The 12,899-nt window shown below is 60.9% G+C and carries 10 protein-coding genes; 5 read left to right on the top strand and 5 right to left on the bottom strand.

The window, feature by feature from the left end; all coding sequences use genetic code 11:
* Window positions 1-69: 69 nt before the first annotated feature.
* The gene (locus tag J5289_RS16220) at window positions 70-441 is read right to left on the bottom strand and encodes a hypothetical protein (RefSeq protein WP_219276560.1); all 372 of its coding nucleotides are present in this window, start codon (window positions 439-441) and stop codon (window positions 70-72) included.
* Window positions 442-842: 401 nt separating this feature from the next.
* On the opposite strand from J5289_RS16220, the gene hisN reads away from it, so the two are divergent.
* The gene (gene hisN, locus J5289_RS16215; protein WP_209184893.1) at window positions 843-1,616 is read left to right on the top strand and encodes a histidinol-phosphatase; all 774 of its coding nucleotides are present in this window, start codon (window positions 843-845) and stop codon (window positions 1,614-1,616) included.
* Window positions 1,617-1,623: 7 nt separating this feature from the next.
* Here the strand turns inward: hisN and J5289_RS16210 are convergent, their stop codons facing one another.
* Window positions 1,624-2,601: an alpha/beta fold hydrolase gene (locus J5289_RS16210; protein ID WP_257623388.1), complete on the bottom strand. Its 978-nt coding sequence runs from the start codon at window positions 2,599-2,601 to the stop codon at window positions 1,624-1,626.
* Between the two features lie 391 nt (window positions 2,602-2,992).
* On the opposite strand from J5289_RS16210, the gene J5289_RS16205 reads away from it, so the two are divergent.
* Window positions 2,993-3,457 (top strand): Hsp20 family protein, encoded by a 465-nt coding sequence (locus J5289_RS16205; RefSeq protein WP_142830570.1) that lies wholly within the window; start codon window positions 2,993-2,995, stop codon window positions 3,455-3,457.
* Window positions 3,458-3,535: 78 nt separating this feature from the next.
* On the opposite strand, the gene J5289_RS16200 is transcribed toward J5289_RS16205, so the two are convergent.
* Window positions 3,536-4,570: a bile acid:sodium symporter family protein gene (locus J5289_RS16200; RefSeq protein ID WP_209184891.1), complete on the bottom strand. Its 1,035-nt coding sequence runs from the start codon at window positions 4,568-4,570 to the stop codon at window positions 3,536-3,538.
* Window positions 4,571-4,665: 95 nt separating this feature from the next.
* Here J5289_RS16200 and J5289_RS16195 point away from each other — a divergent pair, with 95 nt between their 5' ends.
* Window positions 4,666-5,523: a LysR substrate-binding domain-containing protein gene (locus tag J5289_RS16195; RefSeq protein WP_209184890.1), complete on the top strand. Its 858-nt coding sequence runs from the start codon at window positions 4,666-4,668 to the stop codon at window positions 5,521-5,523.
* A 16-nt stretch (window positions 5,524-5,539) separates the two neighbouring features.
* Here J5289_RS16195 and J5289_RS16190 read toward each other — a convergent pair whose 3' ends face one another.
* Together J5289_RS16190 and J5289_RS16185 are read right to left on the bottom strand one after the other, a co-directional pair.
* The gene (locus J5289_RS16190) at window positions 5,540-6,247 is read right to left on the bottom strand and encodes a DJ-1/PfpI family protein (protein WP_209184889.1); all 708 of its coding nucleotides are present in this window, start codon (window positions 6,245-6,247) and stop codon (window positions 5,540-5,542) included.
* 24 nt (window positions 6,248-6,271) lie between these two features.
* Window positions 6,272-7,318, bottom strand: a complete 1,047-nt coding sequence (locus J5289_RS16185; RefSeq protein ID WP_209184888.1) for a low specificity L-threonine aldolase — start codon at window positions 7,316-7,318, stop codon at window positions 6,272-6,274.
* A gap of 522 nt (window positions 7,319-7,840) precedes the next feature.
* Between J5289_RS16185 and gltB the strand changes: the two genes are divergently transcribed.
* Window positions 7,841-12,565, top strand: coding sequence for a glutamate synthase large subunit (gltB, locus tag J5289_RS16180; RefSeq protein WP_374108260.1), 4,725 nt, complete (start codon window positions 7,841-7,843; stop codon window positions 12,563-12,565).
* A 58-nt stretch (window positions 12,566-12,623) separates the two neighbouring features.
* Entirely contained in the window at window positions 12,624-12,896 is a 273-nt protein-coding gene (locus tag J5289_RS16175; RefSeq protein WP_209184887.1) for an antitoxin, read from the top strand.
* Window positions 12,897-12,899 lie beyond the last annotated feature (3 nt).

The following is a 12,899-nucleotide window of genomic DNA, read 5'->3' as shown; positions in this document are numbered from 1 at the left end:
TTTGATCCTGTCTGTGTGGACAAGAATGTACCACGCCGTGGGAGGCATTGCCGACCGGAACACTTAAATTTAGGCGAGGCTTGAGTGGATCATCTTGGAGGCGGTTTCAAGCATACTTGTGATGTCATGAGACGCCAATTTCAGTTCACCTAGCGTCATTTGGTCCAATGTGTCTGGTTGTACATATTGGCGATGATATTGAGCGTACTTCGTTTCGAGAATCGACATGTGATCACCAGTACCCGAAGCTTTCAAAATGTTGGCAGCTGGTGGCGCATCGTTGAGAAGCGGTATCAACCTGCCGACTCCGTCACTCATTTTAGTAAGGTAATCGATTGTTTCCGCTATCGTCGGTTCTGGTAGCGTTCTGAAGTGATGCCATTCATCCCGAAGCTCGTGGAACAGGTGATTTAGATTTTTCCGTTCAATTACATGCACCACGTCACGGCTCCCCCTTTGTATGACGTGTTCATGATCATCATTGTGACGAAGGGCGGTCAAGATAGTCCTGTGGTAGAAGTAGCGAAAATACTAAAGTCCCCACATCCGTCAAAAGCCATAAAATTTGACGGATATCGGACAACAGAAAGCCTCAAAATCGCTAACGCTCTGAAATTCAAGCAAAAAAAACCGCCCGAAGGCGGCTAAGTCTAGGGAGGAAACACCCAAGGAGGGTATTTACAGTCAGAAGACTGTAGATCCTGTCTAATATTGCGATGCACAATTGTCAAGCATATTTTGAAGTGCCTATTTTAAAGGCGAGGCGATAGTTGGACGGGACGCGTTTGCATCGTCAAATTTAATGTCTATGAAAAGCCTCTCGCATCGATCGGATATTTGCCATGCTCCCTGACCGCGCCTTCTTTTTCGAGCTCGCCGACGCTGCCAAGGCAGAGACACTTCCCCGCTTTCGCGCCGGCATCGATGTCGTCAACAAGGAAGCCGTCGGATTCGATCCGGTAACCGAAGGCGACCGAGCAGCCGAACTGGCGATCCGTGCGCTGATCACGGACAGGTTTCCCGACCATGGGATTCTCGGCGAGGAATACGGCAATGTCGGCCTCGACCGCGAGCATGTGTGGGTCATCGATCCCATCGACGGGACCCGCGCCTTCATCTCCGGTGTGCCCGTATGGGGAACGCTGATCGGACTTTACCGCAATGGCCGCGCTATCATGGGGCTTGTCGACCAGCCCTTTACCGGCGAGCGTTATTTTGCAGACGGCAGCCGGTCGAGCTACACCGGCCCGGGCGGCGACAGGCAATTGCAGGTCCGTGATTGCGGCAGTCTGTCGAAAGCGATCCTGTTCACGACCTCGCCGCACCTTTTCGCCGGTATCGAGATGGAAAAATACCGCGAGATCGAGCAGCAGGTGCGACTGTTCCGCTACGGCACCGACTGCTACGCCTATGCGCTGCTGGCGGCCGGCCATGTCGACCTGGTGGTCGAGAATGTCCTCAAGCCCTACGACGTCGGCGGCATCATTCCCGTCATCGAGCAGGCAGGCGGCATCATCACCACCTGGGAAGGCGGTCGCCCCGAACAGGGCGGCTCGATCATCGCAGCCGGCAGCCGAGCGGTCCACGAAGAGGCGTTGAGGATACTGGCGCCCTGATCAAACTTCAAAGCCCCGAGCCAACCGGGTCGGTGTTAGCTTCGGCGTCGCTTCCTGGGATGAAGGCGTGGATCGCTGCCATTGCGGCGGCGCGGTAGACATCTTTTTCTTGGAATACCTCGTGCCTTGCGCCTGCGATCGGCACTAGCTGGGCTGCGCGGAAGGAGCGCGAGAGCCGTTCCTGTTCGGCATAGGGGATGATGCCGTCGCGGGTGGGTGCCAGCAGCAAAGTCGGGATGGCTATAGAGAACAGGTGCTCGGGCTGCGAGACACGGTCTATCGTTTGAAAGGCCTGCTGTAGCCAGCGTGCGGAGGGTGGACCGAGCACGAGGTCGGGGCGGGCCGCTGCAATGGCGCTGTTGCGGTCGTAACGTTGCTCGTCCGATGTCAGCAGGTTTGTGGCAAAGGGCCTTTCCTTGGATTTTCGATTGAGCGGGATGCTGCCGAGGCCGACCGCGCAGGCGGCGCTCGCCATGAACCGGATCACGCGCGGCGATGCGCTCTGGCCGGTGAGGCCGACAAAAGGTGCGCTTAGCACCATGCGCTCGATGCGGCCCGTCAGTCGCGGTGCTGCGGAAAGTGCGATCAGTGCGCCGGTCGAGTGGGCGACGAGATAGAACGGCAGGCGCGTGTCCGGAAGCACCACGTGCTCCATGAAGTCCTCAAGGTCGTGCTCATAATCCGAGAAGCGCCGCACATGGCCGCGGCTTGGATGCTTTATCAGCCGACCGGAGCCACCCTGGCCGCGCAGGTCGAAAGTTGCGACCCAAAGGCCGCGATCCGTCAGCTCGCGGATGGTTTCGAAATATTTCTCGATAAACTCGTTGCGGCCATGCAGCAGGATGACCGTACCCTTGGCCACGGCATGACTGCTGCGGAAAATGGCATAGCGCAGCTTGTGGCCGTCATGGGTGGTGAAATAGCCCTCGGTCCTGTTGTCTGGAACAGGGTTGTCGGGGGTCGAAAAGAGAATTGATTCCGTCACAGCTGAAAGGGCCTCGCTCAAGCCGCCAAACATAACGCATGGATTGTCGCATAAGTATAACTGCGAGCGGAAAAAAGGCCGGCCTGACGGGAATCGAGATGGCCGCAGGCCGGCCGAGCTGACTGAAGACGAAGGGACGATACACTCCAGTCACGGACAGTCATCCGATGTGTGAGTTGTATCAGCGCGGCGCTGAACCCCAGCCGAACCGGCTGTTCATCGGCGGTTCACGGAAAATTATCGCGGGGCGTTGCGGGCTCTTGAAGTCGCCAAAGGCCATTCCCATCTCCTTTTCACGGACGCCGAGAGGGTCTGTAAAACCGTCCCAAGGCTGCCAGAACGGGGCCCCCGGGGCATATGAACCGCAATCGTCGCTCACAGGAGGACACCAATGCGTCACGTTGATTTTTCCCCACTCTATCGCTCTACCGTCGGTTTCGACCGCCTGTTCACCATGCTCGACACCTTGTCGCAGCCCGATCAGGCACAAACCTACCCGCCCTACAACATCGAGCGCACCGGCGAGGCAACTTACCGCATCACCATGGCGGTGGCCGGCTTCGACGAAACCGAGCTCAGCCTTGAGGCGCATGCCCATGTGCTGACCGTCAAGGGCGAGAAGAGCGATGATGCTGCCGAGGGTAGCGAATATCTCTACCGCGGTATCGCCAAGCGCGCCTTCGAGCGCCGCTTCCAGCTTGCCGACCATGTCGAGGTCCAGGCGGCTTCGCTGAAGAACGGCCTGCTGCATATCGATCTTCTGCGCAACATCCCGGAAGCGATGAAGCCGCGTAAGATCGCCATCGCCGCAGAACCCGTCGATGCACCGAAGTCGATCGAGGCACACGTCAACTAAACGAGTTCACATCCACACGACAAAGGCGGCGTCCGGGTGGGCGCCGCCTTTTCTGTGTTTTGTCGCCGCTTGATCGGATCAGGCTGGTGTCGTTGCGTCGGCAGTGTCCTGCAGGCGCCGCGCCTCTTCTTCCTTGCGTGCGGTAGCGCGGCTAGCGGCATCGGCATATTTCTGGGCGATCACGGCGCAGGCCATGAGCTGGATCTGGTGGAATAGCATCAGTGGCAGGACGATGGCGCCGATCGGCGAGCCAGCGAAGATGACGCTGGCCATCGGCACGCCGCTGGCCAAACTCTTCTTCGAGCCGCAGAAGGTGATGGTGATCTCGTCGGCGCGCGAGAAGCCGAGTGCCCGGCTGCCGAACATGGTGATGCAGATAACCACCGCGAGGAGCAGCATGTCCGCAATGATGACGGTGATGATGTCGCCGAGTGAAAACGTGTGCCACAGGCCTTCGATGACAGCGGCGCTGAAGGCGGAGTAGACGACCATCAGGATCGAGCCACGGTCGACCGGCATGAGGATTTTCTTCTTGGCGCGGATCCAGTTGCCGATCCATGGCTGCAGGATCTGACCGACGACGAAGGGCGCCAGCAGTTGTAGGGCGATCTGCTCCAGCACGGTCCAGGAGAAGCCGCCGCCGCCGTGGCCACCGACTGTAAACAGCAGTCCGACCAGCAGCGGTGTCAGGAACATTCCGAAGATATTGGAAGCGGAGGCGGCGCAGATGGCGGCCGGCACATTACCGCCGGCAATCGAGGTGAAGGCGATCGACGACTGCACTGTCGATGGCAGCACGGTGAGGAAGAGGATGCCTATGTAAAGCGTCTGCGGCAGGATGGTCGGTACCAGAAAGCCCATCAGCAGGCCCAGAACCGGGAAGATGACGAAGCTGGTGAGCAGGATGGCCAAGTGCAGCCGCCAGTGCAGGGCGCCGGCAATCACCACGTCGCGCGACAGGCGGGCTCCGTGCAGGAAGAACAGCAGGGCGATGGCGATATCGGTGGCAATGCTGAAATAGCCGGCAGCTGCGCCATGGACGGGAAACACGGATGCCGTCAGCACGGTCAACACGAGCAGCATGGTAAAGGTGTCTGGCAAAAAGCGGCGCATCGGGCCCTTCCTAGCAATTATATGTCGGGCAAGCATTGCCTTATTGCGATATGCGATGCAAGGAATAACAGTTATCGTAAATCGGGATGATCGCAATGCTGGATCTGGTGCAGTTGCAGAGTTTCGTTACCGTCGGGCAGATGGGCAGCTTTACGCTTGCCGCCGAGCGGCTGGGGCTCGGGCAATCGACGGTCAGCCAGCACATCCAGCGGCTCGAGATGTCGGTCGGGCGAAAGCTCCTTGCCCGCGATACCCACCGCGTCGTGCTGACCGGGGATGGGGAAGCGCTGATCGGCCATGCCCGCACCTTGCTGTCGATAGAGGGCGAGATGCGCTCGCTGTTTGCCGATAACAGCCTGCGGGGCAGCCTGCGGCTCGGCGTGTCTGAAGATTTTGTCACAAGCCAGTTGCCTGATGTGCTGGAGGAGTTCGTCCGACTGCACCCGTCCGTCGATCTGGAACTGACGGTGGCGCTCAGCGGCGCGCTCTACGAAATGCAGGACAACGGGGCGCTGGATCTGGTGCTTGCCAAGCGCCGCCTTGGCGACACGCGCGGGACGCTGGTCTACCGCGAGCCGCTAATCTGGCTGGCACGCGACCCTGAACGCATCAGGGCGTCCAGCGCGCCGCTGCCGCTGATCGCCTTTCCGGCCCCGAGCGTCACCCGGGCCGTGGCGCTGGAGGCGCTGCGTCGCCAGCAGATACCGTGGCGAATCGTCTGCACCTGCGGCAGCCTCAGCGGCCTGACGGCGGCGGCCCGGGCCGGCATGGGCGTCCTCGTCCAGCCGCGCAGCATGGCACCATCCGGCCTCACGGAAATCACGCCGGGCTGGTTGCCCGTGCTGGAGGATGTCGAATTCGTGCTCGTCCCCCGCAAGGGCGCCGACCAGATGCTGGTCAAGGCACTATCCGACGACATCCTCTCCAAGGTTCGGAATTTGCGGGGTGGGTAGAGGGCGGTAGCCATGTTCAGGAGGCGAGTTTTGATTTTGCCAGCGCGCCAGCGGCCTGCATTGTTGCCTGTCGTCTTCGTTCGATGAACTCCGCGTTCCTGGCCTTCACAGCAGATACTACCTCTGGCGGCGCGGAGCGCGGAGAGCCGGACTGAAAGGGCGGCTCAGGATCGTACTCCATCTGCAACTGGATTTCCTGCGCGACGACAGGGCCAAAGAGCTCGGCCACGACCTCGAGTGCAAAGTCTATGCCCGACGTCACGCCTGCGCCCGTGATGCGGTTGCGATCGCGGACGACGCGGGCGGCGACTGGCTCGGCGCCAAGCAGAGCAAGTTGGTCCAGCGACGACCAGTGAGACGTTGCGCGGTAACCTTCAAGCAGTCCCGCCGCCGCAAGCACCAGCGAGCCGGTGCAGACCGAGGTTACCAACCGACATGCGGGTGCAATTCGACGCAGGAACTGCAGGGTTGCCTCATCGTCCATCAATTCGATCTGCCCGGGACCGCCGGGAACACAGATGACATCGAGCTGTTGGCAGTCGTCGAACGTCTCCGACGGCATGATCTTCATGCCGCGTGCGGCGGAAACAGGATCGAGCGTCTTCCAGAGGTAGACGACCTCGGCGCCTGGCATGAAGCCAAACACCTCGGCGGGTCCGGTCAGGTCCAACTGAGTGAGATTTGGGAAGAGCACCAGCCCGATCCGGATCTTCTCATCACGCATGGTGCCTTCCCCTGTAGTTTCCAATCAGCCGAGGCATGCGAGGAAATCGGCGACGTCGGCGTCGCTGGTGGCGAAGCTGGTGACGAGGCGGATCAGGCCTTCGTCGGGGCCGACGAGGTGTTTGGCACTGTCGGAGATCGGCCAGTCGTAGAACTGGGCGCCCTTGTCCCGCGCGTTGTCGATGGCGGTTTTCTTGACGACGGCGAAGATCTCGTTCGAAGTGGTCGACCAGGCGAGCTTTGCGCTGTCGGTATGCTCGATGCCGGCTCGCATCCTGTCCGCCATGGCATTGGCGTGGCGGGCAAGGTCGAGCCAGAGGTCGTCCTGCAGGTAGGCCTCGAACTGTGCGGCGATGAAGCGGGATTTTGAGAACAGCTGGGCGGTGCGCTTGCGCAGGAAGGCAAAGTCCTTGGCGAGATCGGGGTCGAAGAAGACGATCGCCTCGGCGCACCAGCATCCGTTCTTGGTGCCGCCGAAGGAGAGTACGTCGACGCCGCGCTTCCAGGTCATTTCGGCCGGTGAGCAGCCGAGCGATACCAGGGCATTGGCAAAACGGGCGCCGTCCATGTGCAGTGGCAGGCCATTTTTCTTGGCGATCTTCGAAATGGTATCGATCTCGTCGAGGCTGTAGATGGTGCCGACCTCGGTCGCCTGGGTCATGGTCACGGCAGCGGCGCGGCCGTGGTGGATGGCGTCCTGCGGGTACCGGCCAATGCGCTCCACCAGGTTATCCGGCAGCATCTTGCCCTCGGGGCCATCGACGCCGACCATGCGCATGCCCGAGAAAAAATCGGGGGCGCCGCATTCGTCTTCGATCACATGGGCTTCCGTGTGGCAGAACGTCAGGCCGCCGGGACGGGCGATGCTGGCCAGCGACAGCGAGTTTGCGGCCGTGCCCGTGGCAACGAAGAAGACCGCGACCTCGCGCTCGAATACCTCGTTGAAACGGGTTTCGATCGCCTTGTCGAGTTTACTGGTGCCATAGGCAGCGGCAAAACGGGTCGATTCCTTCGAGAGGCGTTCGTTGATGGAGGGGTGGGCGCCGGCCCAGTTATCGGAAGCAAAGAACATGTGAGATCTACCGCGTATTGAAGGGAGGGGATGCAAGGGTGTCGTCGCAGAGTAGGGGATTGGCTGAGGGGATCAATTGCGGCGCCACATCGCACGGTGGATCTGGCGCACTACGCAATCAAGGCAATAATTCTTACCTTTAAAGGAAATTATCTTTCGCGAAATTCGAAGCTGCGGCAATCTTACGTCGATATTTTCGTTTTCAGCTCTTGCTAACCTTTCCGCTTTCTGGCATAGAACTGATGAATTAGGACAGTGCTGCTGTCCTATTTTGGTCTTTGACGCCGCACCCCGCCAAAAATCCTAGCGGAGCTGGGATTTCACGTTATAGTTTTTGCGATGCCCGTCCTTCCAGATGGCGCATCCGAAACTGTGACTGGTGGGAAAGCCGATCTATCGCCCCCAACGCGATGTCTGCGGCCGGATCTTTAAACATGCAACAGCGCTGTCGCGTGTCGCCCCTATACTGGGCGCGCGGGACGAAGGGACGCCCGCGGCGCGGGGTTTGCAGGAGGAAAGACGATGACGAACGTAACGCCATCCACGACATTGAGCCTGGCCGCAGCCGTCGAGACGGATGCATCGGTCAAGGCGCGCCATTCCATGTCCGCTCTTCCGCGCAAACAGGGCCTCTACGATCCCCGTAACGAACACGATGCCTGCGGTGTCGGCTTCGTCGCCCATATGAAGGGGCAGAAGTCGCACCAGATCGTCCAGGACGGCCTGTTCATCCTCGAGAACTTGACTCATCGCGGTGCCGTCGGCGCCGATCCGCTGATGGGCGACGGTGCGGGCATTCTCGTGCAGATACCCGATCGCTTCTTCCGCGAGGAAATGGCACTGCAGGGCGTCACTCTGCCTGCCATCGGCGATTATGGCGTCGGTCACTTCTTCCTGCCGCAGGACGAGATGCTGATCGCCCATTTCAAGAAGACCGTCGAGGATGTCATCGCCGAGGAAGGCCAGGTGCTGCTCGGTTTCCGCGATGTGCCGGTCGACAACTCTTCGCTGTCGAAGGCCGAGCATATTGCCGCCACGGAACCGCACCATGTGCAGGTGTTCATCGGCATCGGCCGCGATGCAGCCAGCCATGACGAGTTCGAGCGCCGGCTGTTCACGCTCCGCAAGGTCATCTCCAACCGTATCTATGCCGAATATGACGGCGAGGAGAGCGGCTTCTATCCTGTGTCGCTGTCGTCGAAGACTATCGTCTACAAGGGCATGTTCCTCGCCTATCAGGTCGGTGCCTATTACAAGGACCTGACAGATCCGCGTTTCGAATCGGCTGTTGCCCTCGTACACCAGCGTTTCTCGACCAACACGTTTCCGTCGTGGAAGCTCGCCCATCCCTATCGCATGGTCGCCCATAACGGCGAGATCAACACTCTGCGCTCCAACGTCAACTGGATGGCCGCCCGCCAGGCGTCCGTGTCGTCGCCGCTGTTCGGCGAGGACATCTCCAAGCTGTGGCCGATCTCCTATGAGGGCCAGTCCGATACGGCCTGCTTCGACAACGCGCTCGAGTTCCTCGTTCGCGGCGGCTATTCCATGGCCCATGCCGTGATGATGCTGATCCCGGAGGCCTGGGCCGGCAACCAGTCGATGGCGCCGGATCGCAAGGCATTCTACGAATATCATGCCGCCCTGATGGAGCCATGGGACGGCCCCGCTGCGGTTGCCTTCACCGATGGCACGCAGATCGGCGCGACGCTCGACCGCAACGGCCTTCGTCCGGCACGCTATCTCGTCACCAACGACGACCGTGTCATCATGGCGTCGGAGGCCGGCGTGCTGCCGGTGCCGGAAGAAAACATCATCCAGAAGTGGCGCCTGCAGCCGGGCAAGATGCTGCTGATCGACATGGACAAGGGTCGCATCGTCTCCGACGACGAAGTGAAGTCGGAGCTTGCGACCAAGCACCCCTATCGCAAGTGGCTGGATCGCACCCAGCTGATCCTCGAGGAGTTGAACACGGTAGAACCCCGTGCGCTGCGCCGCGACGTTTCGCTGCTCGATCGCCAGCAGGCGTTCGGCTACACGCTGGAAGACACCAAGATCCTGATGTCGCCGATGGCAACAACGGGCCAGGAAGCAATCGGCTCGATGGGCACGGACACGCCTATCTCGGCGATGTCGTCGAAGTCGAAGCTGCTTTACACCTATTTCAAGCAGAACTTCGCCCAGGTCACCAACCCGCCGATCGATCCGATCCGCGAAGAGCTGGTGATGAGCCTCGTCTCCTTCATCGGGCCGCGTCCGAATTTGCTGGATCACGAGGGTGCTGCCAAGGCGAAGCGGCTGGAAGTTCGCCAGCCGATCCTCACCAATGGCGATCTCGAGAAGATCCGCTCTATCGGGCATACGGAAGACCGTTTCGACACCAAGACTCTCGACTTCACCTATGACGTCGAGCGCGGCGCCGGCGGTATGGAGGAGATGCTCGAGCGTCTATGCGAACGGGCCGAAGCTGCGGTCAAGGGCGGCTACAACATCATCGTGCTCTCCGACCGGCAGATGGGCCCGGACCGCATCGCTATCCCGGCGCTGCTGGCAACGGCGGCCGTCCACCATCATCTGATCCGCAAGGGTCTGCGCACCTCGGTTGGTCTCGTCGTCGAAACCGGCGAGCCGCGCGAGATCCATCACTTCTGCCTGCTCGCCGGCTACGGCGCCGAGGCGATCAACCCCTATCTCGCTTTCGACACACTGCTCGACATGCATGCCAAGGGCGAGTTCCCGAAGGAAGTCGACGCCAGCGAAATCGTCACCCGCTTCATCAAGGCTGTCGGCAAGGGCATCCTAAAGGTCATGTCGAAGATGGGTATCTCAACCTACCAGTCCTATTGCGGCGGGCAGATCTTCGATGCCATCGGCCTGCAGCAGGAACTGGTGGATAAGTACTTCTTCGGCACCGCCACTATGATCGAGGGCGTCGGCCTCGATGCCATCGCCGAGGAAACCGTTTCCCGCCACCGCGCAGCCTTCGGCAAGGATCCGATCCTCGCCACGACGCTGGATATCGGCGGCGAGTATGCTTACCGGATGCGCGGCGAAGCGCATGCCTGGTCGCCGGATGCGATTGCCTCGCTGCAGCACGCTGTGCGCGGCAATGCGCAGGATCGCTACCGCGAGTTTGCGGAAATGGTCAACCAGTCCGACCTTAGGATGAACACCATCCGTGGCCTGTTCACCATCAAGGGTGCCGAAGCGCTCGGCCGCGAGCCGATCTCTATCGACGAGGTCGAGCCGGCCATCGATATCGTCAAGCGTTTCTCGACCGGTGCCATGTCGTTCGGCTCGATTTCGCGCGAGGCGCATACGACGCTTGCCATCGCCATGAACCGGATCGGCGGAAAGTCGAACACCGGCGAAGGCGGCGAAGAGTCCGATCGCTACTTCCCGCTGCGTGACGGTTCACCGAACCCGGAACGCTCGGCCATCAAGCAGATCGCCTCCGGCCGCTTCGGCGTCACGGCGGAGTATCTGGTCAATGCCGACATGCTGCAGATCAAGGTAGCGCAGGGCGCCAAGCCCGGCGAGGGCGGCCAGTTGCCCGGCCACAAGGTTGATGCAACGGTTGCCAAGACCCGGCACTCCACCCCCGGCGTCGGCCTGATCTCGCCGCCGCCGCACCATGATATCTATTCGATCGAAGATCTGGCGCAGTTGATCTACGACCTGAAGAACGTCAACCCGGAAGCCGATGTTTCGGTCAAGCTGGTCTCGGAAGTCGGCGTCGGCACGGTTGCCGCCGGTGTTGCCAAGGCGCGCGCCGACCACATCACCATCTCCGGCTTCGACGGCGGCACCGGTGCGTCGCCGCTGACCTCGCTGAAGCATGCGGGTTCGCCATGGGAAATCGGCCTTGCCGAAACCCAGCAGACGCTGGTGCTGAACGGCCTGCGTTCGCGCATCGCCCTGCAGGTCGATGGCGGGCTGAAGACCGGCCGCGATGTCATCGTCGGTGCGTTGCTCGGGGCCGACGAGTTCGGCTTTGCCACCGCGCCGTTGATTGCCGCCGGCTGCATCATGATGCGCAAGTGCCATCTCAACACCTGTCCGGTGGGCGTCGCCACGCAGGACCCGGTTCTGCGCAAGCGCTTCAAGGGTGCGCCGGAGCATGTCATCAACTACTTCTTCTTCGTGGCCGAAGAAGTGCGTGAAATCCTCGCCTCGCTTGGCGTCTCCAAGCTCGACGAGATCATCGGCGCTTCGGAGTTGCTCGAGAAGAACCAGATGCTGGCGCACTGGAAGGCCGAGGGTCTCGATTTCTCGCGCATCTTCCACAAGGTCGACGCGCCGAAGGAGGACACCTACTGGACAGCCCGGCAGAAGCACCCGATCGACGATATCCTCGACCGCAAGCTGATCGAGCAGGCCATGCCGGCGCTGACGTCGAAGACGCCTGTCGCCTTCGAAGTCGGCATCAAGAACGTCGACCGCTCGGCCGGCGCGATGCTGTCCGGTGAAGTTGCCAAGCGCTATCGCCACAAGGGGCTCAAGGACGACACGATCAGCGTCACGCTGCGCGGCACGGCCGGCCAGTCCTTCGGCGCGTTCCTCGCGCATGGCGTGACCTTCAACCTCATCGGTGACGGCAACGACTATGTCGGCAAGGGGCTGTCGGGCGGTCGCATCATCATCCGTCCGCCGGAAAACTCGCAGATCATCGCCGAGGAATCGATCATCGTCGGCAACACGGTGCTTTACGGCGCCACCGAAGGCGAGTGCTACTTCCGCGGCATCGCCGGCGAACGCTTTGCCGTGCGTAACTCAGGCGCGATTGCCGTCGTCGAAGGCGTCGGCGACCACGGCTGCGAGTACATGACCGGCGGCGTCGTCGTCGTGCTTGGCGAAACCGGCCGCAACTTTGCTGCCGGCATGTCGGGCGGTGTCGCCTACGTGCTCGACCAGACCGGCGATTTCGCCAAGCGCTGCAACATGGCGATGGTCGAGCTCGAGCCGGTGCCGGAAGAAGACGACATGCTGGAGAAGCTGCACCATCACGGTGGCGACCTCATGCATAAGGGCCGCGTCGACGTCTCCGGCGATATGACCCGCCACGACGAGGAGCGGCTCTATCAGCTGATCTCCAACCACCTGCACTACACCGGCTCCACCCGCGCCAAGCTGATCCTCGACAACTGGACGGAATATCGTCCGAAGTTCCGCAAGGTGATGCCGGTCGAATATCGCCGGGCGCTGGAGGAGATGGAGCGCAGCCGGATGGGCGTCGCGGCGGAGTGATTTACCGAACTTCATCGCCGTGATATGCTGTTGGCATATGGCGGCGATGGAGGTTGACATGAACGAACGTGTAAATGAGCCAGACGAGGGCGTTGGCGTCACGGTCAGCATCTTCAAGAACGGCCGCAGTCGCGCTGTGCGCATACCGAAGGAATTTGAGTTCGAGGGAGATCGAGCGATATTAGTCCGCCAGCCGGACGGTTCCATCCTGATGAGGACGGCGGTTACGGCTGGGCTGATCAACTATCTGCAGCAAGCTGAGGCATGGGATGGCGAGGACTTCCTCATCGGCCACGACGATGAGGGACCGCTGCGAGAGGTGGATCTTTGACAA

Source organism: Rhizobium sp. B230/85 (assembly GCF_019355735.1).
GTDB classification, from domain to species: Bacteria; Pseudomonadota; Alphaproteobacteria; order Rhizobiales; family Rhizobiaceae; genus Rhizobium; species Rhizobium rhododendri.
Note: the sequence above shows the minus strand (reverse complement) of the source record. Positions and strands in the feature narration are given on the sequence as shown.

Bases quoted from the DNA above. Each gene is read 5' to 3' on its own strand.
- gltB (WP_374108260.1), top strand. From the start codon at position 7,841: ATGACGAACGTAACGCCATCCACGACATTGAGCCTGGCCGCAGCCGTC.
- J5289_RS16190 (WP_209184889.1), bottom strand. From the start codon at position 6,247: ATGCGTGATGAGAAGATCCGGATCGGGCTGGTGCTCTTCCCAAATCTC.
- J5289_RS16175 (WP_209184887.1), top strand. From the start codon at position 12,624: ATGAACGAACGTGTAAATGAGCCAGACGAGGGCGTTGGCGTCACGGTC.
- J5289_RS16200 (WP_209184891.1), bottom strand. From the start codon at position 4,570: ATGCGCCGCTTTTTGCCAGACACCTTTACCATGCTGCTCGTGTTGACC.
- J5289_RS16195 (WP_209184890.1), top strand. From the start codon at position 4,666: ATGCTGGATCTGGTGCAGTTGCAGAGTTTCGTTACCGTCGGGCAGATG.
- J5289_RS16205 (WP_142830570.1), top strand. From the start codon at position 2,993: ATGCGTCACGTTGATTTTTCCCCACTCTATCGCTCTACCGTCGGTTTC.
- hisN (WP_209184893.1), top strand. From the start codon at position 843: ATGCTCCCTGACCGCGCCTTCTTTTTCGAGCTCGCCGACGCTGCCAAG.
- J5289_RS16185 (WP_209184888.1), bottom strand. From the start codon at position 7,318: ATGTTCTTTGCTTCCGATAACTGGGCCGGCGCCCACCCCTCCATCAAC.